At 44.8% G+C, this 22,218-nt stretch carries 20 protein-coding genes; 7 read left to right on the top strand and 13 right to left on the bottom strand.

The window, feature by feature from the left end:
* Positions 1-632 precede the first annotated feature (632 nt).
* Together QUB63_RS22780 and QUB63_RS22775 are read right to left on the bottom strand one after the other, a co-directional pair.
* Complete coding sequence (locus tag QUB63_RS22780; RefSeq protein ID WP_332947599.1) at positions 633-1,538, bottom strand: alpha/beta fold hydrolase; 906 nt, start codon at positions 1,536-1,538, stop codon at positions 633-635.
* Between the two features lie 352 nt (positions 1,539-1,890).
* Positions 1,891-2,067 carry a hypothetical protein gene (locus QUB63_RS22775; protein ID WP_332947598.1) on the bottom strand — a complete coding sequence of 59 codons (177 nt, stop codon included), beginning with the start codon at positions 2,065-2,067 and terminating at the stop codon, positions 1,891-1,893.
* A gap of 38 nt (positions 2,068-2,105) precedes the next feature.
* Between QUB63_RS22775 and QUB63_RS22770 the strand changes: the two genes are divergently transcribed.
* Complete coding sequence (locus QUB63_RS22770; protein ID WP_332947597.1) at positions 2,106-2,684, top strand: hypothetical protein; 579 nt, start codon at positions 2,106-2,108, stop codon at positions 2,682-2,684.
* Here the strand turns inward: QUB63_RS22770 and QUB63_RS22765 are convergent.
* Positions 2,652-3,614 carry a hypothetical protein gene (locus QUB63_RS22765; protein WP_332947596.1) on the bottom strand — a complete coding sequence of 321 codons (963 nt, stop codon included), beginning with the start codon at positions 3,612-3,614 and terminating at the stop codon, positions 2,652-2,654. The genes QUB63_RS22770 and QUB63_RS22765 overlap by 33 nt on opposite strands.
* 86 nt (positions 3,615-3,700) lie before the next feature.
* On the opposite strand from QUB63_RS22765, the gene QUB63_RS22760 reads away from it, so the two are divergent.
* From QUB63_RS22760 to QUB63_RS22745, 4 genes are all read left to right on the top strand, one after another.
* Positions 3,701-3,829 carry a hypothetical protein gene (locus QUB63_RS22760; RefSeq protein ID WP_332947595.1) on the top strand — a complete coding sequence of 43 codons (129 nt, stop codon included), beginning with the start codon at positions 3,701-3,703 and terminating at the stop codon, positions 3,827-3,829.
* 1,316 nt (positions 3,830-5,145) lie between these two features.
* Entirely contained in the window at positions 5,146-6,060 is a 915-nt protein-coding gene (locus QUB63_RS22755; RefSeq protein WP_332947594.1) for an MBL fold metallo-hydrolase, read from the top strand.
* Positions 6,061-6,302: 242 nt separating this feature from the next.
* Positions 6,303-7,502, top strand: a complete 1,200-nt coding sequence (locus QUB63_RS22750) for a bifunctional riboflavin kinase/FAD synthetase (RefSeq protein WP_332947593.1) — start codon at positions 6,303-6,305, stop codon at positions 7,500-7,502.
* Positions 7,503-7,862: 360 nt separating this feature from the next.
* Positions 7,863-8,771, top strand: a complete 909-nt coding sequence (locus tag QUB63_RS22745; RefSeq protein ID WP_332947624.1) for an AAA family ATPase — start codon at positions 7,863-7,865, stop codon at positions 8,769-8,771.
* Positions 8,772-8,942: 171 nt separating this feature from the next.
* Here the strand turns inward: QUB63_RS22745 and QUB63_RS22740 are convergent, their stop codons facing one another.
* The 10 genes from QUB63_RS22740 to QUB63_RS22695 all read right to left on the bottom strand — a co-directional run bounded on the left by QUB63_RS22740 (position 8,943) and on the right by QUB63_RS22695 (position 20,728).
* The gene (locus QUB63_RS22740) at positions 8,943-10,157 is read right to left on the bottom strand and encodes a glycosyltransferase (protein ID WP_332947592.1); all 1,215 of its coding nucleotides are present in this window, start codon (positions 10,155-10,157) and stop codon (positions 8,943-8,945) included.
* Between the two features lie 102 nt (positions 10,158-10,259).
* Entirely contained in the window at positions 10,260-12,620 is a 2,361-nt protein-coding gene (locus tag QUB63_RS22735; RefSeq protein ID WP_332947591.1) for a TIGR03986 family type III CRISPR-associated RAMP protein, read from the bottom strand.
* A 51-nt stretch (positions 12,621-12,671) separates the two neighbouring features.
* Positions 12,672-13,247 carry a Uma2 family endonuclease gene (locus QUB63_RS22730; RefSeq protein ID WP_332947590.1) on the bottom strand — a complete coding sequence of 192 codons (576 nt, stop codon included), beginning with the start codon at positions 13,245-13,247 and terminating at the stop codon, positions 12,672-12,674.
* A 2-nt stretch (positions 13,248-13,249) separates the two neighbouring features.
* Positions 13,250-13,822 (bottom strand): type III-D CRISPR-associated protein Csx19, encoded by a 573-nt coding sequence (gene csx19 / locus QUB63_RS22725; protein WP_332947589.1) that lies wholly within the window; start codon positions 13,820-13,822, stop codon positions 13,250-13,252.
* Entirely contained in the window at positions 13,815-15,335 is a 1,521-nt protein-coding gene (locus tag QUB63_RS22720; RefSeq protein ID WP_332947588.1) for an RAMP superfamily CRISPR-associated protein, read from the bottom strand. The genes csx19 and QUB63_RS22720 overlap by 8 nt, the downstream gene beginning before the upstream one ends.
* Positions 15,328-16,968, bottom strand: coding sequence for an RAMP superfamily CRISPR-associated protein (locus QUB63_RS22715; RefSeq protein WP_332947587.1), 1,641 nt, complete (start codon positions 16,966-16,968; stop codon positions 15,328-15,330). Before QUB63_RS22715 ends, QUB63_RS22720 begins: the two co-directional genes overlap by 8 nt.
* The gene (locus QUB63_RS22710) at positions 16,965-17,648 is read right to left on the bottom strand and encodes an RAMP superfamily CRISPR-associated protein (protein ID WP_332947586.1); all 684 of its coding nucleotides are present in this window, start codon (positions 17,646-17,648) and stop codon (positions 16,965-16,967) included. Before QUB63_RS22710 ends, QUB63_RS22715 begins: the two co-directional genes overlap by 4 nt.
* 3 nt (positions 17,649-17,651) lie before the next feature.
* Positions 17,652-19,244 (bottom strand): Cas10/Cmr2 second palm domain-containing protein, encoded by a 1,593-nt coding sequence (locus QUB63_RS22705; protein WP_332947585.1) that lies wholly within the window; start codon positions 19,242-19,244, stop codon positions 17,652-17,654.
* Positions 19,245-19,257: 13 nt separating this feature from the next.
* Positions 19,258-20,553, bottom strand: coding sequence for a Card1-like endonuclease domain-containing protein (locus QUB63_RS22700; RefSeq protein ID WP_332947584.1), 1,296 nt, complete (start codon positions 20,551-20,553; stop codon positions 19,258-19,260).
* A complete protein-coding gene (locus tag QUB63_RS22695) occupies positions 20,540-20,728 on the bottom strand; it encodes a hypothetical protein (protein ID WP_332947583.1) in 189 nt (62 codons plus the stop codon). The genes QUB63_RS22700 and QUB63_RS22695 overlap by 14 nt, the downstream gene beginning before the upstream one ends.
* A gap of 168 nt (positions 20,729-20,896) precedes the next feature.
* Here QUB63_RS22695 and QUB63_RS22690 point away from each other — a divergent pair, with 168 nt between their 5' ends.
* Both QUB63_RS22690 and QUB63_RS22685 read left to right on the top strand, forming a co-directional pair.
* The gene (locus QUB63_RS22690; protein ID WP_332947582.1) at positions 20,897-21,223 is read left to right on the top strand and encodes an MgPME-cyclase complex family protein; all 327 of its coding nucleotides are present in this window, start codon (positions 20,897-20,899) and stop codon (positions 21,221-21,223) included.
* Positions 21,220-21,957, top strand: a complete 738-nt coding sequence (locus tag QUB63_RS22685; RefSeq protein ID WP_332947581.1) for a hypothetical protein — start codon at positions 21,220-21,222, stop codon at positions 21,955-21,957. Before QUB63_RS22690 ends, QUB63_RS22685 begins: the two co-directional genes overlap by 4 nt.
* The last annotated feature ends 261 nt before the right edge of the window (positions 21,958-22,218 follow it).

The raw sequence follows: 22,218 nt of genomic DNA, 5'->3' as shown, positions 1-22,218 counted from the left end.
AATCTCGCTTCTAGCCAGTTGACAGTTGACAGTTGACCTGTGACAGTTGACCTGTGACAGTTGACCTGTGACAGTTGTCAGTTGTCATTGGTGTCAGCTTCCGACTAAAATTCATGATAAATCTCGCTTCTAGCCAGTTGACAGTTGACAGTTGACCTGTGACAGTTGTCAGTTGTCATTGGTGTCAGCTTCCGACTAAAATTCATGATAAATCTCGCTTCTAGCCAGTTGACAGTTGACAGTTGACCTGTGACAGTTGACCTGTGACAGTTGACCTGTGACAGTTGACAGTTGTCAGTTGTCATTGGTGTCAGCTTCCGACTAAAATTCATGATAAATCTCGCTTCTAGCAGAGTCTAGATCACCCGGGCGCCCCCCTTAAGAAAGGGGGGGACAAGAGTATTCTCTTTCGTCAACCCCTACTCCCCTTATTAAGGGGAGTAGGGGTCGAGTAGGGGGTATGCGAGGGGGATCTAGACGCTTGATATAAACGAGAGATACAGAGAGAGGTCTTTAGGATTAATTTGACATCTATGGGTAGTGGGGAATTAATCTTCCTTCTTTCCTCGAACCTGGAACCTCTATGCGTGACATCCGTTTGCATCCGTTAAAAAATCCGTTTCCGAACTTGTTCACCCTTGGGAAAGCAACCTTAAATACTGCCGAATTAAACCAATAGTGACAGCCGGAATTTCTAACTGCGGAGTCAAACCCACATTTTCTAGAGGTTGAAAAACTTTAATTGCTTCCGGGTTGAGATTAGCCAACCGCTGGCCAATTTCCGGGCCGGTAAACTGCGATTTTTCACCCCAAATAATCGCTGTCGGCGTTGTTAGCCCAGTGATGTACAGCGACAAATCAAAACACAAATCTCCCCGCACAAAAGACAGGGCGGCATATTCTGCATTTGGTTCCAAGGCAGATTGGAGGTAAGCATCGACAATTTCTTGGTAAACGCGACGGGAATCGGCAAATTGGCGCTCTTCTAGGAAGCTGCGGATGCCGCCGTCTGTGGCGATGCCGGTACTGTAGAGCAAGCGGTCTAAAATCGGCGTGTTAACTAGCTTAGCGAAGAAACTGCTGCCGTAATCCTGTCCGAAGTCCGACAAACCGCTGGGTACGGTCAAAATTAGCGATTTGAACAGATCCGGGCGGACGATCGCTGCTCGAATCGCGATCGCCCCCGTCAGCGAAGAAGCGATCGCATCCGTCGGACTTCCGCAAGTTTTTTCTATAAATTCAATCACAGTTGTGATATAATCTTCCACCTGATAATTTCTCGGCGGATGTTCCGATCGCCCCCAACCGATTAAATCAGGTGCTAAAATTCGATATTCGGTCGCAAAAGCCGGATAAACTTTCGACCATTCGTAGGCACTCGACCCGCCCCCAAAACCGTGAAAAAATACCAAATTAGGTTTATTTTCCGAAGTTGAGGTCGGCAAGCCGATCCAAGGCATTTTTTCAGCAGTGTAGTATACCATTCTGCCGAGAGAAGTAACTATCGATCGCTGACCGAAGCCGAGGGGAACAAGCATAAATAAGCCTCAATCGCTGTGAGATAGGAAATTTTCGTGCGCGAGTCTTTGTTTAAAAAAATTGCAAAGCTGGCGCAGTTTTTGTAAAGATTCAGTATTGATTTCAATCTATTTTAGTACAAGTGAAGCCTGAAACTACAGACAGCAAGTAAGTTTTGCGATTTGGGGAGAAGGGCGGTGCAGTTATCCTCACCCTTGCTTGCCTACCGCCGATCGGAGATAATAACAAAATGATGGGTAAGACCCCTCAACAGAATCGCGTCTGTTCGCCGACCCCGAAAGCAGGCGCTCCCAAAGCAGGAGTATTAGAGATCGCTTTCAGGCAGACAGCAGGTAGACAGCCGTGAGCCAATCACGAATAATCGATCGCCATATTTTGCGGAACAGTGGCTTTTAAGGTCGAAGGTTTTTGTAGGAGGGCGGGCGATCGGTTTTCGATTCCTCTGATTGCAGGTTTGGCAATTTCCCACGCCTCGCCGTTGTAAATTCCAAAACACCAGAAACAACTAATATCAGGGAGATATACCAAAAATGCAACTGCTTAGGAAACGGGATCGCGAGGGTTTTATGGTTGACGCAAAAAGTCTTCTATCTGACGGGTGGGCAGAATTTGATACTGCGTGTCGAAGCACGGATTTAAACGGCAAACAGTCTTTGGTCGCCACTCCAGAACGATCGGGCTCGGGGTTAGAGGTGCGATCGCGCGCTACCGCACCGGCGATCGTCCGCCTAGCTTTAGAAGACTTGAAATGCTTTGAAGTAGTAGAACACCAGTTTGCACATTGGGGAGTGACTTTTAGCAATGCCGTCGCCATCCAACCTTCAAACCCAGCATTTTTGACGGGTTCTGGGCGAACAGTGCTCATGGGAGCCCCAAAAAGCGGACTGATAGAAGTAACTTTTAAGTATCCAGTTCGCAGCGTGTCAGGACTTGTCACCAGTTCGCGGCGAACTGTTTTATCTGCTTGCGACATCGAGGGAAACCCGATCGTTCAGGATGAAATGCCGGCGCCGAATCTGGCAGGGTCTAATTCTCCGATCGCCCCTAGCGCTCCCCTGCGCGTCAAAGGCCCGAACATTCATCGAATTACTTTTTATGCTTTTGACGGTCAGCTAATAGTCGATGATTTTATTTTTGGGTTCTAAAGCAATGCCATAAGTATCGCCCCAAGTCTGCAAACCTTCGAGAAGGGCATTGCGGACTAAAGCTTCGGGTTCTCGACTCAGCATCAGGCGAAAGCACTCGGCAGCCCGGGAACGGGCGATCCTCTGCGTTGATGAGCCTCCCGCAGGGGCGGGCTTCGCTAACCAACTTTTGACGGAACTCGCGCGGTCAAACCCACCGTTATTCACCAAATCGGTCATTTGCCGCACTGCAATCAAACGCTTCACGGGGTCAGCGTCGGTCAAATCTGCCAGGATGCGATCGAGCGCCGCTTCATCTTTTAAGGCTCCCAGACTCAGCGCTTGGCGCAGCAACAGAAGAGCAATCGCGATCGTGCCAAAGTTCTGCAAAATCAGGCTCAAAGCCATCCAGTGGCTATCGGAGTCCGCCCAAATCGCCAAACTCATGTAAGCGCCCAAGGTAGCAATCCCGCCTGCGCCCACCGCTAAAACAAACCGGCGGTTCGGGCTCTGGCAAAATTCCTCGACTTGCGATCGCAGCAATTGCCAGTCCCGCGACTGCCCTCGGTAAACCAGCATCATCGCTGCGATCCCCAGCCCTGTCGAAAATAGTAACTGACTGTTCCACCACCCCCAAACTGCTGCCAGGGTGAAAGCCGCCAGCCAACCTTTCGATCGGCTCAAACGCGCTAGCAGCCACTTGAGCAAGGCAGTAGAAACCACAGGCGATCCGACCCGCTCAGTCTTGCCATCAACCGAACGGCGCATTTTTTCGGCAGTCCCAGGGCTTTGCTGCGGGCGATCGTCCCGACTAAATTCTTTCAAAGCTCCGGCATCAGTCATTTCTAAGGACAGGTCGAGGGATGGTAGCTGACCGAGTTGCAAAGTGCGATCGGACACTTTTACTGGGGATCTATTCAGCTTGGTTGTAGTTTTTTTAACTTGATTCATACTGACTTTTTTGAGAAATAACTTAAATTTATCCAGGCGTTTTTAGCACTGATTTAGATTCTGGGCAAACAAGAGTCTTAGACTCTATGATACCTGAAATTTCAACCCGTGGCGAGTACCGCAACAGCGCCAAATTCCGAGAAATCCTTACCAGAAATAGAGCAATTGAAGATCGCCAGCGCAAAGCACGACTGGTAGGGCGCGAATATTTATGAATCACTCTTGAGACAGAAGGTCGATCGGAGTTGGCATGACTGCAACAACCAGAAAAATTTAAAATTTATGAAATTTGGGGGATTTGCCGTGCCCGAATTCGTCCGCCGAGAAATGCGCGACGAAAATTTAGCCTTTTGCCCGCAGGCCCTGCAAGCTTGCGGCCCCGGGTGTCATACCATTTGAGATTTTCGCATTGAAGAAGATTAAAAAATGGGGAATGACTGATGACTGTGATGGTTTGGAGTTGGCCTACCGTTGCATTATTTTTTGAAACAGGTGTCAGATGAGCCTGGGTTCACAGCTTGACCTCTAGCTTGACGGACAGCAGCCTCCTGGGGGATGCCTGAATCCAGAGAGTATTGTTTGATAATTAATAGCAAAAGCATTCCTCAATTGCTAAGATTTTTGAACAAAATGTCGATCGCACCCCCGAACTAGAACAAGAGTTTAGTTGGGGACTGCGTTACCAACAAACAGATGCGTTGCCATCGGCTATAATTTTTTCAGGTATGCCATTAAGTTGGCACGACCGGATCGCATCCCTCGGTACGACCTTGATTGAGTACGACCGCACCGGATTTCATTTTTTCTAGGGAGCGATCGGGCAAAAGTTGCAGTTAGTCGGCTTCCGACGGCAATAGTTCCCAGGACGGCGGCATCGCCCGATCGCAGAAGCCTCGGGAAAGAAGCTTTGCTTGACATGGGGTGCGTTCGATTAATGGGAGTTCAGTTAATTAAACCGGCTTCTCGTTAACAGCAGTCCCTGATTCTCGGGGCAGGGGTTCGATGGCCCGAGCATCTCAAGTCCGGTAGAATTAACCGTAATTCTAGTAGGGGATATTTTACGCCGGATCGGCAAGATCGGCCAGATATCGGCGTAACTCGGGGCCCAGGCACCTGAATATTATGGTCGATAGACCGGACTAGATAGCATCCAAGCCATCCCGAAGGTTCAAACCCGTAAAGCAGCAGCGCCAACAACCGCGCTGGCGCGCTCGGGAAGTGCAGAGGCTGAAAAAACAGCGGCTGCAAGACCAGAATCAGGCAGAACTGCTGCCCCAAAGTGTGTCTGCGGAGGTTACGCTAGTGAAGAGAAAAAAAGAATAGTTACGATCGAGACTTCATCAGTCAACCTAGTAATTTCTTGCTCAGCAGTCAAGCCCAACAGTTTTGCATTCTCTGGCAAGCGAGACTCTTGGCACTTCCAACAAGTGGGGAACTCGACCTTCAAAAAGCTTGGGTTTGATGGTAAATCCCTTACTAATATGTCAACACCTTACCGATGGCTCGCCGGAACAATCTTGCAGGAAAACCCATGTCTAGTATGCAAAACCAATTTACGGTTCACTTCTGGGGCGTTAGAGGTAGCATAGCGTCTCCCGGAGCTGAAACAGTACGTTACGGGGGCAACACGCCCTGTATAGAAATGCGAGTGGGTGAGAGCCGCCTAATTTTCGATGGCGGTACAGGATTGCGGGTTTTGGGACAAACTCTCCTGTCGCAGATGCCCGTAGAAGCTCATATGTTTTTTACTCACACTCACTGGGATCACATTCAAGGATTCCCATTTTTTGTCCCAGCTTTTATTAAGGGCAATTGTTTTCACATCTATGGGGCTGTTGCTCCTACTCCTAATCAGGCTACTATCCAGCAGCGGCTAAACGACCAGATGCTCCACCCCAATTTTCCGGTGCCCCTGCAAATTATGGGGGCCGACCTGAAATTTAACGATATAGAGGTGGGTGAACCCATGGAAATCGGAGAGATTAAGGTGGAAACTGCTTTGTTGAACCACCCCGGTGAAGCTATCGGCTACCGCGTGAACTGGCGGGGGTATTCGGCTGCTTACGTGACTGATACCGAACATTTTCCCGATCGTTTGGACGAAAATGTGCTGTATTTGGCTCGGGATGCTGAGGTGCTGATCTACGACGCTACTTATACAGATGAGGAGTATTATGCCCAGAAGACCAGCAAGGTCGGCTGGGGACATTCGACTTGGCAGGAAGCGGTGAAGGTGGCTCATGCTGCTAATGTCAAAAAATTGGTGATTTTTCACCACGATCCGCTGCACAATGACGAGTTTTTAGACAGGGTGGGAGAGCAAGTCGCTCAAAGGTTCCCGAACAGTTTGATGGCGCGGGAAGGTTTGTCGTTACAGTTGGTGCCTCCTCATAACAAAAACGATGTGTCTGAAGCGTCGGTGGAAGCGCCTAAAGTGTCTGTCTGAGGGATTGGAGATTACCAGATGGTTGGGAAATCTTGAGGTCTGAAATCTAAAATCAAATTTAGGGCTGACCTCACTCAAAGACGGATACAAGCCCCGGCTTAAGTTGTAGAGAACAAAAAAGTTTAGATCGAAGTTCTAACTCCCACACCATCGATGCTGTGGAGTCAAATCTAAAATCTAAAATCTAAAATCTAAAATCGACTGGCGATCGCAATCTGGCTAAGTGTGTCAAAATCTTAAGCGTGTGGGTAACTTCTTCTTCTACCGCTGCTCTGACTCCAACTTCCGTTGCCTTGGGAAACTTTGACGGTTTGCACCTCGGGCACCGACAAGTCGTGCAGCCAATTTTAAATCGATCGCTTGGGCAAACTTCTGCGACTGTTTCTGCGTCGGCTGGCACAGATGAAAATTTGGAAAGCGAACATCCGGCAAGCTGGGACAATGACTCAGCTTCCCCGCGCGATACAGCCCGCAGCGGTCATAATTTCGATGGTTCGATCGCGCACCCCCAGGCCGAGAGGAACATCCTCTGGGGTGTCGATTCAGATGGAGTCGATCGGCTTTACGGCACTGTGGTCACATTCGATCCGCACCCGCAAGAATTTTTTACAGGTCAACCCAAAAAACTGCTGACACCTCTGGCAGAAAAGGTAGAATTGCTCGCAGCAATGGGTGTCGAGCAACTTGTCCTGCTGCCGTTCGATCGAGAACTGGCGGCTTTGACTGCTGCTGAGTTTGTCGAGGAAATTCTGGTGCGGCAACTGCAAGCGAGTCGAATTAGCGTGGGGGTTGATTTTCGGTTCGGACGCGGACGCGCTGGGACGGCTGTGGATTTGCAGTCGATCGCCTCGGGTTACGGTATTGATGTTGCTCTTGTACCCCTGCACAATTGCACCCAAGGCGATCGGATCAGCAGTTCCGCCATCCGCGAAGGTCTAGCCTCCGGCGACCTCGCAAGAGCGAATAAGTTGCTGGGGCGACCTTACAGTTTGGTCGGGCCTGTGGTAGGCGGACAGCGACTGGGTAGGACGATCGGATTTCCTACTGCTAATATCGAACTGCCGCCGGAAAAATTTTTGCCGCGTTTTGGCGTGTACGCGGTGCGAGTTTCGGTGAAGGATGGAGGCGGAATCATCAAAAAAGATGAAAGTTCTTCCTATAAGTGGGAAAATCCCCAATCTCTAATTCGCGATCGCTCGTCAAATTTATCATTCATAAATGGAGTGATGAATGTTGGCCGCCGCCCGACGGTAAACGGTCTGCAACTCACCGTAGAAGTTCACCTGTTAGATTGGTCTGGGGATTTGTACGGTCAAACCTTGAGCGCGAGTTTGGTAGAGTTTTTGCGACCCGAACAAAAATTCGCTTCTCTAGATGCTCTCAAAAATCAAATTCAGGTAGATTGTGATGTTGCTAGAAAGGTGTTAGCTGCTAATGGTTAATAGACAAGATTGCACAAGTCCTTTTAATCAAATTTTCGGATTTTTGGACGCTGCTCGGAGCAACGTCCCACACTTGTTTTTTTGTGGAACGTTGCTCCGAGCAGCGTCCGAATTATGAATTCATTGTGTACAGTTTTGCTTGGGCGATTGAAATCGCTACTACACAAACGAAGTCCTAGCTGAGAGGAACTAGGAATCAAAGAACCAGCAATTAACAACCAGCAATTAGCAAAGTAAATCAACGTAATTAACGTAAAATGCGGAACGCTCAAAAGCTGGCTGTGTATTTCTTATTCCTAATGACTAATGACTAATGACTAATGACTAATGACTAATGACTTCTACTTAAAAATCAGGGATATGAGAGAACATATTGAGCGACTAAAACAAAATCTAGGCAAGACGATTGTCGGCAAAGCGGATGCTATTCGCTTGGTGCTCGTAGCCGTGCTTTCGGGGGGACACGCGCTGCTAGAAGACGTGCCGGGTGTGGGAAAAACGCTGTTAGCGAAGTCTTTGGCGCGATCGATCGCTGGGAAGTTTCAGCGGATTCAGTGTACTCCCGATTTGTTGCCAACGGATATCACCGGTACTAATATTTGGAATCCCAGCAGCGGCAACTTTGAGTTTTTGCCCGGCCCAGTTTTTGCGAATGTTTTGCTAGCCGATGAAATCAATCGGGCGACGCCGCGAACTCAGTCAGCTTTGCTGGAAGTGATGGAGGAAAAGCAGGTGACAGTAGACGGGGTTTCTCGGAATGTTCCGGCGCCGTTTTTTGTGATTGCGACTCAGAATCCGATCGAATATCAAGGCACTTTTCCGCTGCCGGAAGCTCAGATGGATCGGTTTACTTTGTCTTTGACTTTGGGGTATCCCGCTGCGTCGGAAGAGTTGCAAATGTTGGAAAGGCTGTCTGATAGTTTTGCTGTTGAAGATTTGCAGCCTTGTATTTCTTTGGAAGAAGTGCAGGAATTGCGTCGTTTGTGCGCTGCTGTGAAGGTGGAAGGCTCTTTGAAACAGTATATTGTTGATTTGGTGCGATCGACCCGGCAAGATGAAGAGATTACTCTGGGGGTGAGTCCCCGGGGTGCGGTGGCTTTGCACCGGGCATCCCAGGCCTTGGCGTTTATTTCGGGGCGGGATTTTGCTACCCCGGATGATGTGAAGGATTTGGCGCCGCACGTACTGTCTCACCGGTTGATTCCGGCGGGGGGAAGAAAGGCTAAGACGATTGTTGATAAGTTGTTGAAATCTGTTCCAATTCCTTAAAAAGTTACCAATCCTCGATCGGAGTCGGCGGTTGAAACCGCGTCTACACAAACAATGTCCGCCTCCGCGGACTGAAGATAATTCGGCGGTTGAAATCGCCTGGTCTTCAACCCGCTCCCGTCGCGTGAGTGTTTGTATCGACGCGGTTTCAACCGCCCGGTCTTCTTAATCTTACGATGATTGTTCAATAGATGCTTGAAATAGCGCCACTAATTTCTTTGCTTCTATATCGACATTATGTTGTTGAGCAACCCGTTCGGCTCCTATTTTCCCCATTTCTTCTAGCTTTTCTAAAGGTGCTTCTAATGCCGCACGCATCGCTACGGCTAATGCTTCTACGGAACCGGGAGGAACTAACCAACCGCAAACACCGGGTTCTACGAGCTCGGGGATGCCAGCAACATAGGTGCTAATTACGGGCCGATTGAGAGCGAGGGCTTCCATAATTACGACGGGTAAACCTTCGGCAAAACTCGGCAATACCATGGCGCGGGAAGCTAAAATTTCTTGCTGAACTCGATCGCCGCTAGCCCAGCCGGTAATTTCTATATAGTTTTGCAGATTGAGTTGTGCAATCTGCTGCTCAATTTCAGCTCGCAGCGGCCCGTCTCCTACAAATACCAATTTAAACTCCAAGCCTTGAACAGCTAGCTTGCTGGCGGCTTCTAACAGTAACAAATGACCTTTTTGTTCGCTGAGTCTCCCGATGCAGGCTAAGCGGGGTGCTGCGGGTATGGGGACGTGGGGTGCGGCTAAAAATGCTGCATCGACGCCGCAGTGTATGACGTGGATTTTTGACCAATAAGTGCGATCGCACCACCGAAATAGCTGACTTTTGCCGAAGGAACTGACTGCCGCTACAAAGGTCGATCGTTTAATTTTTTCATCTAAGGAAAGAAGTGTAGCTTTATCAAATTCTTCAGGGCCGTGAACGGTGAAGCTGTAAGTTGGGCCGCCGAGCACGCGGCACAGCATTGCAACAGTTGTGGAATTTGTGCCGAAGTGAGCGTGAACGTGTGCTGTACCGGATTCTGCAAACCAATTTAAAAGAATGCAAGCTTCTGCGAAATAAGCTAGATGCAGCAAAATCCCGCGTTCCGAGTGCCAGCCAACTTTGAACATTAACCGCAAAGCTTCGAGGAATCGAATGGGTCTAGTTGCGGCAACGCGGAGCAAACCCGACGCTAAGCCCTGTACGCCAACTCCTAGGATGACTTTGGTCAATTCTTGTTCTTGTTTGTCTGCGCCGTCTACGAGTTCGGATTCGCAGGATCTGATGGAGTAACGCCCGACTTTGAGGCCGCAAGTTTCGACTGCTAGGAGTTCTCTGCGGACGAAGCTGTGGCTGACTTTGGGGTATTGGTTGACTAGGTAGGCGATGTTCATTAATCGGGAGAAATTTTTATGGTAAAACTTAGACCAGTTTAGCCTTATGGGATGTGAAGGGCGATCGCTTTTGGTGGGATGGGTGCGGCGGGGGCGATCGGCTTAACGTTTTGGCTTTTTCGGGGGTCGTTGAAATGCCAGATCAACGTTTCCTCCCCTTTCATATTGACCGCTATCGGAGTTTTTTTTTGGTTTGGGTTTAGGGAGATTAGATGGGTTTTTAGGTGGTTCAGTAGATTGGCTTTCTGTTGTAACTTTCGATGGAGAATTAGCAAAATAAAATCTGCGATTATCAGAAATTTTCATTACATCCAGTGGAGTGGGTAGAACTTTTCTATTTTTAAATTTTTCAAGTTCCATATATCGACTTTGTTTTGCATCTGGAATGTTATCGCACCGCAACATCGCCAATAACATTTCAATTCGCGGTAGTTCCTTTAGATGCTGAAGTTGTTCTCTTGTTTTAGTTTTTGGATAATCCTCGCAACAAATCCCATCTAGTACATATTTTTCAAATGCTTTCACCGATTCTTCCTCTTTTTTAGCAGTTTTAGATTGGTCTTCTTCGCCAGTTTTCCACTTAGTACCATCAAATAGATGGCTGTAGCGAGAGGTGCGATCGCTCATATGCAATTCATAGTCAATCTTCACCGCACCCATCCCCAGCGGTTTACCCATTCCAAGGGAAAAACAGTATTTTTCATCCAGTTTACCCGTTTCCAATGTTTGCGATTTATCACTGCTGAGACTCAACACCCACAGCAAAGCACCAAGCTCTACGTTACTGAGATTTTCAAAGTGGATAGTAAAAGTAAATTCAATCCCTGGATCGATCGGTTTAATCAGACTTGTTTGGGTATCTGATGCGTCACTGGGAGTTTCAATTGGAGCAGGTTTATGCCAGTACAGTTTATGTCCCCGAATTACCGTTTCTCCTGATTTTTCTTCTTTTTCTGTTTTAGTTGGTGGTTGACTAGCATAATGTTTGAGCTGTTTGGGATTAACATCTGGTTGAACTAGGTAATGCTGAAACGTAGTAGGTTTAGGGCTAGAGAGAAGAATTGATTGAGCTTCTCGCTGTTGACATTCCTTGATTTTTTCATCCTGATTTGGTTTGAGTACACCATCAGTAATAAAAACTCGACTAGCACGAGCTTTTTCTCTTGGCTGTTTCCCATCCACATAACCAAAAATCGCTTCAGCAATATCGGTACAAGCAGCATCTTTCAATTTGGGAGGAACAAAGTCTAATGGAGAACATTCATAGGGTAAACGAAACATCTGCGCTCGTCCAAAGAAGCGAACACTTTCCTCATCATCATTGAGCAAGAAAAACACAGGTTCTCCATCTCTAAGATATCCATCCTGCTGGCGACAAGTAGGAAATGGCTTATCTTTAGGGTAAGCTTTTTCTTGCCACTTGGTTACTTGGTCATCATCTTGAAAACGCCTGACCATCTCGTCTGAAATTAGATACTCTTTTAACTTTTCGTTTAAAAAAACAAACTCTAGATGCTTGTGCTGCATATCTCCTGTGATTACAAGGGTTCCTTCCTCTAAGTTAGGTGCATCAGTAAAACTAGCAGAGTAAACTGTACGAAAGCGTAAGTAAAGATTCGGATGGCGTTGTTTGCCATTACGATTGGTTTGTCGAGGGAAAAAGTAATCTTGTTCAGATTGGTCAATGTCAACATAGATAGTCTTATCCTGATATTGCCAATTAGGAGTTGTTACTTTTTTATTAGTCTGATATATCTGGTGATGGGAAAGCGTAGAAATTACTGAAGTTGTAGGTGGATTGTTAAGATCAAAATGAATCCGCCCCGATCCACATTCTTCAATAACGTAATAGTTATTACGCTTGCGTAAAAAACCTGTATGAACTTTTGCTCGATAGCAGGGAGCTTTAGGATCTCGTGGATGCTCTACATCTCCAAGAGGTTCAACAAAGTTTGAAGAATATATCTGTTTTAAAGCCGGATCGCCAAGTGACCGATAGAATAGTTTGTTATCAGTTACGCGGTCAATTTTACTAAAGCTGGCAATTTCAACCAAAGTCCGCAACATTCCCCGTATGCTACTACCCGGTATTGCAGCAAGACTACTGCCAGGATAACTGAAGAAATGAGCAAGAATTTCTCGTCTTTCTTTCTCCCACTTCGCTTTTTCTTCTTTCTCCCATCTCTTTTTTTCTTCTTTTGTTTTATGTGTAGGAGGTTCTGAGTATTTAGCAAAATCATCGGGATGCCAACCACAGCGAGTATAAAGTAGTGATTCAGTAGTTATAGTGCATTCAATTCTGCCAGTGTAGCGGGGGGGGTCAATATTTTTGTTCGGATGATATCGATCGCCACTTGGTAAATCTTCTGCCGCAACAACTTTTTCAGGAAGTTCGACAAAATTGTAGGGAGCGTTAGCTATACGATCGGTTTCTGTGATTTCTTTGATATGTTTAGGATTCATTGTCCAATCTCCTTACGCTTAAATACAATTACTCGCTCTTGATTTCGATTCTCACTCTTGGTCAAAGATAATCCCTTCATACAAAAGCTCGATCGCACATTCAAACTCAATACTTTCTAAGGCAATAATTTCTCCTGCTTCATACTCATAATAAATCCACATCTTCCCTTGTCCTCGACGATAAACCTCAACTGTTATTTCTTCTGAATCAACTAAGACGTATTCTTGCAAAGTCGGAATCTGACGATAATATTTGAATTTTTTCGTGCGATCGTAAGTTTCTGTACCAGGCGAAAGAACCTCAACAATGATTTTAGGATTTTGAATAAAATCGCGAGCCTTCAAGTCATCTGAGTCGCAAGTTACAACTAAATCGGGATAGAAATAACGACTTGATTGACTAGGCTTAACTTTCGCATCTGACACATTTGCCTGACAACCTCTCTCACGCAAATGAGGTCTTAGGGCTGTATAGAAGTTAAGAGAAATGCTATTATGAGGAATCGTACCGCCTGTCATAGCTAAAATTTCGCCATCAACGTATTCATGGCGAAGTTCCTGCTTGGCTTCCCATTCTAGGTATTCTTCCGCCGTCATTTTTTGAGGGTATTGAGGTTCAGCAATCATAATTAGGTGCCTCGTAAATCAACTAATCGACTTAGATAAATTATCGCCACGCCACTATCATTATAGTCTATATAGTGATGCACGAGTAAACGGACTGGATTAACCAAGCGATCGCCCTTCAACTCGATATCAGTAAATGGTACAGCGTGTCTGAGTCCTTGAGATCCATCCCAAAGCAGTGTAAAGTTATCTCGCTTAATGCCATTCGTTCCCCAAAGAATTTGAGATTCACATATATACTCTGTTTGCTCGAATTCAGTTACCAAACGTGCCTTTGGTCGCTCATTAGCCTTCCAAACCATAACTTCATTATTTTTACTAAACATTCGACATTGCTGAAGCGTTGACCATCGTAATGTAGGCAACTTATATTTGTGGAAAAGGTCTTCGGGTTTAGTTTGGGTAAGTAGTGTTCCATCAGATTCAAATCGTCCCCAGATTACCCCATCATCAGCGTGAGCTAATAAGTATTCTAGTTGATACTGTTTTGCCTTAATTTGCAACCAATTGTACAAAGAGGGCGTATCGATAATATTTTGAGTGTCTTCAATGATTTGACAATCGGGTTTATTCATTAGTTTTTATATCATTAACTAATTTGTCAACAAATTGTTGTAATCTGTCAGGGTTGCTCACATCAAGACTTTCGTTTTCAGATTTCTGAGCGATCGTCCATATTTCTTTCTGCTGTAACTCCTTTTCTTTATCCCACTGATGATGCCAAGTCAATGTTGCATTTTTTCCCTGCAATCTTCCTCGTCCAATACTACTTTCACCTCCTACGGGTAAATCGCTTGTCCACAAATCTTTTAACAACAGTAACAGCAATCCAATTTCCTGCTCTTTTGGATTCCGCAACTCTAGTTCAATAGTGACATCGCCACTAAATATCGGTTGCTCATCAAATAATGCCCCGTGATATGCACCTCCTGTAAAGCGATCGATCGCAATTCTATTTTGTACTAAGTCAGTCGCCTTTTCAATGACTTTCTCGTGAACGACTAAACGACTTGCCTTAGCTTGTTTTGTCTTGTCTTTGCTGAAGTCTGTTCCAAACATTTCATCTATAATTGTTATGGGTTTTTCCAGAGTATTCACAATTCGTTCACCGCGATGGCGCAAGACTCCTGCTAAACTTGTACCTGATAAGACTGGTTTTAGTTCATCATTACGATGAGATTTCAAGTGTACGACATCGGGAGCGCGTCCAGTTGAATCTTGACCGGAACGGATGAGGAGAGAACCCACTAATTTGAATTCGGCGTGGATGACGAAGCGATCGCGCCGATCTTCTCTCTCATCGAATATCACACCTAAAGCATCGGCGATTTTGTTTGTAATAACGGGTAGCTTCTTGGTGCATTCGCGATCGAATAGTAACCAGGAAGTGCGATCGCCCTCATGCCCCAGGTTAAAGTTCCAAACCTGCCACTCTTTGACGTGACAGCGACCAAAACCGCGCCGCTTTTTCATTCCTAGGCAAATTTCGCCACTTTTTGAACCATTTTGAGGTTCTAATCCTTGGAGTGCGATCGCTAAAGCTTTAAGTAACTTAGCTTCATCATTATCTTTCTCTATCAGCAGTTCAAAACTAAGGGGAAATTCTGTCCCAGCTTGTAGCAACTCTAAGTCATATTTCGCTTGATCTTTTGCGGTTCGAGTAGCGCTATTGATTTTCACACCATCTCTCAATTCAGCCTTGATAGGTTTAGTGCTGATAGCATCATCGATAATTATAAGACTTTGATTATCCTGTTCCCTTATTTTAAATTTTTCTGTTTCATTTTTATCCTTTTCATCTTTATATGCAAATAAGTCACCAAATAATTTGGCAGCTAGATCGTTACGGCGATCGCTTTGATCGTAACCTTTATCCCGCTCGCGCAAGTAATTTCGCAAACTACCTGCAATGGATGAACCTGTGAGCAAGGCATAATTCTCATGGAGGCTATCCCGCAGCAAAGGCAAGTCCGTCGGACTATCTGCATCACCTTGACCTAAACAAGTTGGGGTATCAAGGACTAACATACCGCGTACAATAATGCGCTTGATAATATGGCGATGGTCTGTTCTATAAAGTTCAGTCATTGTTTTTATCCTTTATCATTTTCTTAGCAACTGCCATAATCAGGCGTAGGGTGTATTCTAAAGATAAATTATAATCAAGAGTTTTGGGTTGGCCAGCAATAGTAATAGTTGGTTTTTTTTCCTCATTCAGTAGATGACTATTCTTACCCCCCCAAGCTGGAAGAATCCAACTATCAGGTTGCCGCAACCAATCTCTAATTTGCTCGTCTAATTTTTTACCATTTATCTCAGTTTGTTTAAACTGAGTCCGAGCAGTCTTAGTCAAATTATTATCTAAATTTTCCTGTAGACCAAGTAATTCATAAAGTCGATCGGGCTTGCCTTCAGTTAAGGCTGTTCTGGCTACAATCATTAACCCTGACAGTTGACTACTTTTAATCTTGCTTGAATCTTTCGGTGTATTAGATTGCACCTGTTCTAGTAGTAATTCATCGAGTTTTTGTCGGAGAAGTCGTTCTGCCATTTGCACAGCGATTTCCTTAGCTTTGGTACTGCAACAAAATTCGATTGTGTCAGGTTCTCTCTTGACAGCTTCGACAGTTATTTGACCTTCTTCTTTTAACCAGTTCAAAACGACTCTGCCAAACCCGTCCACCCGTCTTTCTCCAATTCCCTGTGCTTCTAAATCACGAACTTGCTGTGGATTAAGTTCTTCGGGTTGTTCAAAGACAAAAACACTACCTGCGGCTAAAGCTGGAACTTGAGGTAGTGGCAAACCCCATTTGCGATTAAATCCTCCTACATTTAGACTGCTGGCATAGGTATCTATATGTTTAAGTTCTGTATCTAATGATAATGATTTGGACATTAACTTAACAAAATGTTGAAAATCCGTGGTATATTGGCCGCGGTCATCACGAATTATGGTATCGCTCAATAGAGTAACAGTGAGTTTATTTCGATATTGGGTTCTTTCTTCCCAATCAATTTTGATCTCCGTCCAGGTATTTTCATCAGGCAATAACTCAACCGTGACATGACCGTAACCCGCACTTTGAGAACCACCAATCCAAGCATTAATTGTTTCTGCGTTATTTGCAGGTTTCAGCAATGACTTAATAGTGTCAGCATCTTCCTGAAAATTACACAATACGACAGCTTGAAAAACTTGTCCTGCATCAATAGCATCGTAACGGAATACAGCACCGCTGCTATTAGTGCCTCTCCCTTTTTGACGGTTTCGCTGATTGTGAATGTTAATTCTTCGGAGTTCTTTGTAAAGCGATATAGACCCAGACTCATCTATAATGCAAAACTTATCATCTAAGCGTTTCGGAGAATCGGGGCGATGCGGTGATGCTAATTGAATAAAATTGTAGATTTCTGTAGGTGAATCCTCCCCTTTCTTCTTGTACAGGCACAGCGGTACTGGTAAAGTTCGTTGTTCTTTCTCGCGATCGAACAGATACGCATTCAAGTAACGAGTTGGACTGTCAAAGAATAGGCTTCTGATTTTATCATCCAGGATATCTAAGTCTTGGATATCCGGTTGCCGCAGATAGCGACTAATTAGCATTCCCCGAATTGTACTTCCAGGAATATAAGAATGGGAGACATCACTGTTTGGGTCGCCTTGTAATGAGGTGGCGAGAATGGGTTGTTGGGTATGTAATAAAAAAGTAATAGCTTTCATTGGATTTTCCCAAAAAGGTCAATGTATTTTCTAGTAATATCTTCGTCAATATCTTGGTTTTTATCTAAATAATGCAGAGTGCATTGTACGTGACCTCTTCCTCGGTTTCGTCCACTTCCCATGCGTCGAAGTGCCAAGGTTCCAACTCCTAAAAGTGCCAGCATATGGGATGTGGGATCTATATCAAAAAATAGGGGTGCTTCGTAACTGGGTTGAGAGTCGGGACAATCTCGTACAATAACCCGCATCGATCGCAAACTATGTTCGACAGGTGCACCATTTTCGGGATCGATCGCAGTTTGCTTGCGAATGGTAGTCAAGGAATTGAGGACATCTTCACGAGTGGGAAAACTATCTTGCTGCTGCTGTTGTGCTACAGTTCTTCGTAAGTCTGCGGGTAAGCAAGCATCGCCAACGTGCATTTTTGCCATTGTGTCGTTGATACTACCGCGTTGACCGAATAAATCATTTCGGATTTTTAGCCAATGTTGTTGCTGAGACATGGGTAATAAAACGACTAAGTTATCGCACTCTTCACTTAACAACCCTTTCAAAGTCCGACCTCTTAAGTAGGGGAAACCATTGCGATCGTGTTCTACTTCTGAGTCAACTAAACCAGCAACTCCGTCCCCTCGCCCAAAAGTTGTATCGCTCAATAGTTTAATTCTGATGGCGTACATGAATTACTCTCCTAATGGGATATAAAATTCCATTGCTTCAATGGCATCAAAATAGCGACAACGCCCTTCACTCCAACCTTGCTTTTTGAGAGCAGAATCAGCAGAGAAAGCTGGTAACTCATCTATATTGTAAGTATTGAGAAATTGCTCGGTTGCAGTGATACCCTCTCGTAACACTTCTCGCAGATTAATGACTTTGTTTCGCTTGTCTTTCCAGGGTTCCTCTTCGTTAAAAGTCCTGACAACTTCAAAAAAATTAGTACAGATTAGCCCCTCATTACCGTATTCGTGCGATCGCATCGGTCGTGTTGTTAGTTTTCCTCCTTGGTATTCTCGTTCTCTAATTTCACTAATTGAGCCTGACAAACCACTGGCTGCGATGTGCCAATCTAAGGCAGAAAATATCGGTATTCTCCCTGAATAGTTATTCGTCTTTTGACAAACAAACTTTTTCGCACTGCTGCACAATGCTTGACATAATTCGTAAGTTCTCGTAAATGGATAGTGAGTCTTGACAATGGCAATTCCAGCGCAAGCTGTAGCTTTACCCTTTCCATCAGGTAAATTTTGAGTTCGTTCTTCAAACTCTTTCAAAAACTTAACTGCGAGGGGCAATCCTATTCGACCATCACAGACAAAAGTAACATCATCACCTCCATCAACAATAGGACGGAATGGTAAATAGTTTTCTTTGATGCTAATCTTTTGTGTTTCAATTGCATCAATAACCAGTTTCCCTACGGCTTCGATCGCTTGACTTGCAGCTTTACTGACTCCCCAAGAAAGTCTACGCATTTCTACAATAAAGTCTCGATTGGATTTCTGTAATTTTCCATAGTTTTCAAATCGCTTACCCATCTGATTGCCATCTGCGTGAACTAGGGCGATGTAACTACTTTCTTGTTCCGTCCGACCCATATCATCAACATCACGAGCTATTTTATACTTACTCGGCTTGCCTTTAAATAGCATCTCCTTAAACTGTGTATTAGCTTCATCTGCTGCTTTCAGCTTGGCAATAATTTCTCTTGAAGCCAGATAGCCTTCACCGTCAGGAATTCCATATTTACCATTAGTGTCTTCAACAGCAACTAATCCAGTTGAACGACAAGTTGCTGTTACGCTTAAACCTAGCAAAGGTACAGAAAGTCTTGGCTGTCTTTTTTGGGCATCTAACTTACCTTTTATCAGGTCAGTTTCGATGACTTGCTGTAATAATTGTGTATCCCAGTTAAAAGGATGGTGAGCAATGACTATGTTGAGTCCAGGTGCATCCTCTAGTATCTTTATGGTTAGCTTTTGGGTAAATTGTCTGGCATTTTCCATTCTTCTAAATACCAAAACAGTATTTCCACCACCTGCATAAACCAATTCAGCAATGATACTTTCATCGCTATTGATGCGAGGTTCTACTTCATCTTTATCTTCATCAGGAATATGGACATTACCGAGACATCTCAGACACTCCTTAACCCATTGAACGGTTGCTAGCTTCACCAAATGCGAAGCCCCAATATTTTCTTTCAATCGATTGCTACCAAAGACATACTTTTGAATCCCTGTTGTGTCAATGACTGTTGCGATGTAGTGACTCATTTCGACTCCTGACTTAATAGTTATTTCCTTCGAGCCAATTAGTAATAGCTTTTGATAATTTTTTCAGATGCTTATGTCCAAAAACAGCAATTTTTGGATCTTCAATTAGAGACTTAAAGGTTTTGATGATATTTTCTGGATTTTTATGAAAGCAAACTAGAGCTACTCTTGCTTCGGAACCGCCTAGTTGTTTGGCTCTGATATATGCCTCAAAAAGTTTTTCTTTACAACGCTCAGTTGAACGAGAAGTCGTACAAGATATAGCAAAAAGTTGGTAACTCCGCATAAAAGCAACGTCAAACTGAAACTTTTCCCAGTTGTCATCTGGCTGATCGATGATGTTGAATGACATTGCACTTCTATCTATCGGTGGATTGACGGAAATTTGTTGAATCTGGTCTAGTACATAATGTTCTAGCCATCCGCAGCTTAACCACTCACAGACATGAGAGAACTTATCAAATTGTCCATGCTGTTTAGCAGTTTGTAGCGATAGCTTATCTGATGATGCACGTAAATGCTCCATCAAAATATTTTTAATTACTTCTGGTGCTGCTGTTAAGTCAAGTTCAATAATTTTTTTGAGATATTCCTCATCTTTCCAATCTATATACTTGCCATATTGATTTTGTTTTTGCGTCTTCGGAGTCAGCACGTTTTCACACCACTTTAACCAAGCATTGTCAAAGCTGCCTCGTTGGTGGTCATCCATATAAAGGTTTACTATGGTTGTTGCAGCTTGTATCAGTTTGGGTTGATTTATAGGTTTTTTACCCTGTTTCCAATACAGCCTATGCAAGCTAAAAAGAGTTTCTCCTGTTATTTCCAATTTCTCTTTAGGTACTTCCAGAGGAATAGGACGATCGTTTTTGCGATCGAACATCATTTGTAAGCTACGGGAGTCAAGGTAGCTGAAAACAGGTTCAGGAGAAAGGTTTAAATCGAGGAAGGCTTGGTAGGCGTGAACTGCCATTGCCTTTGTTCCTCCCGTGTAGTTCAGTCCAAACCGTTTTTTATCTGGGTACTGCTTTTGAAGTTCTTGGACTTTATCTTTAATAGCCTTTTGAATTTCAAAAGCATTCGACTCGTTGTTCCATAGCTCAACTTTTTCTTCTTCACGGAGACCTAAAACTTCTTTTAGCCGCTTGTAAGCCTCAGAAGTATATTCAGTGTAAACAAGGTAAGGCTTACCACCTTCTTTGAGTAGTGTCTTAGCAGCTACATAATTAGGTAAAGGGTTTTCTCCTATGAGTAAAAATAGATGCTCTACTTGATGGTGTTCCCAATCTAACGGATTATTGGTAGTCATACTTTAGTCCTTGTTTCATTTGTTGACGTGCAATTCCATCTAATTTCATATTGTCACCTAAATTTTCCACAAAATCAACCGCCAAAAAAATAATCCCCCAAATCCCCAAAAAACCCGCCACTCCCCCAACTCCCTCAACTCCCCCAACTCTCGCCAATAATGATTTTTTAGACATAACTTGCTCTGCACCTACCCAAAATGACAACAAATAAGGTAAAGTAAACGGCACAATAGTCTAAGGTTCTCGAACTGCCACAACTCGGCAAACCCAGCCTTGACCTGCAAAACTCGCCAATACAGGCGACATTAACCGCTAATCGCTAACCCCTAACAACCGACAAAAATGCAAACCTACTACTACGTTTTAGCCAGCCAACGCTTTTTGCTAGAAGAAGAAGCTCTAGATGAAGTGTTTAAAGAAAGAACTCGCAACTACCACGAACAAGAAAAACAAATAGATTTCTGGTTGGTCAAACAGCCCGCTTTCCTAGAAGCACCGACAATGGCCGAAGCTAAAGCAAAATGCCCTCAACCAGCCGCCGCTATTGTTTCCACCGATCCAGTCTTCATCACCTGGTTGAAACTGCGATTAGAATATGTACTGACTGGTGAATTTCAAGCACCGTCAGCAACTATTCCCGATGCCCTCGCATCCCTACAGACAGCATGAATCAACTAGCCCACAAATCCACAGCGAAGCTGGGAAAATTCAGGGGAAAATTGTACAATTTTATTGTGTCTATTCCCCTATTTTCTGCTACTTCGATCGCCCTTTTGACCTTGACAATTCTAGCGAGTTCTGTTAAGGCTCAGTCGAGCTGCGAACCGCCGAAGTCCGACGAATATCTACTGTTAATTGTCACCCGAACACCCGAACAGCAAGAAAGAGCAAAACGCTCTTTTCCCGGAAATACTGACAATACAGTTTGTCGGTACATTAACGATACAGTGACGCGGGTTGGTGGGTTTCGTAACTCGCAAATTGCCATCGATTGGGTGAAATATATCAAAGATGTTGTCGGATTGCAAGCTTACGTAGTTCGATCGCCCGCAGCGGCACTACCCCAAAATCTGCCAGTCTACAACCCCCAGCCAGCACCAGGTTCTGAACCAATCGCCAATCCCCAGACTGGGAATAGTGGGTTCAATCCCCAAGCCCTCGGCCCCGGTTACGCCGTGTTAGTAGATTACTTCAATCAACCGGAATTAGCCGGCCAAGTCAAGCAAGCATTGGGTACGCAAGTAGGCTTAGCTTCCTACGGCCAACGTCCCTTTTTATTCGTCGCTTATACAACGGATCAAAACGCTGCTACTGCGACGGTAAAAGCATTGAGCGATCGAGGTTTTTGGCCGATGTTGGTAGACAGCCGCCGCGTTACGGTAATTAGTCCTGCTGTTAGGTAAAACTTATGTTTGTAGATCAGACGGCGAAGGTCATTCGCGCCTATACAAACGATGTCCGCCTCCGCGGACGGAAGAAGAAGATCGCCTAATTTTAACGGTCAATTCTTCAACCCGCTTGGAGTGGGTTTTGTTTGTATAGACGCGAATTCCATTCGCCCGGTTTTTTTTAACCCGCTCTTCTAGGGTTTTGTTTGTATAGACGCGAATTCCATTCGCCCGGTTTCTTCAACCCGCTCTTCTAGGATTTTGTTTGTATAGACG

Source organism: Microcoleus sp. ARI1-B5 (assembly GCF_036705795.1).
Taxonomy (GTDB): domain Bacteria; phylum Cyanobacteriota; class Cyanobacteriia; order Cyanobacteriales; family Microcoleaceae; genus Microcoleus.
This window is presented reverse-complemented; position numbering and strand designations above follow the sequence as displayed.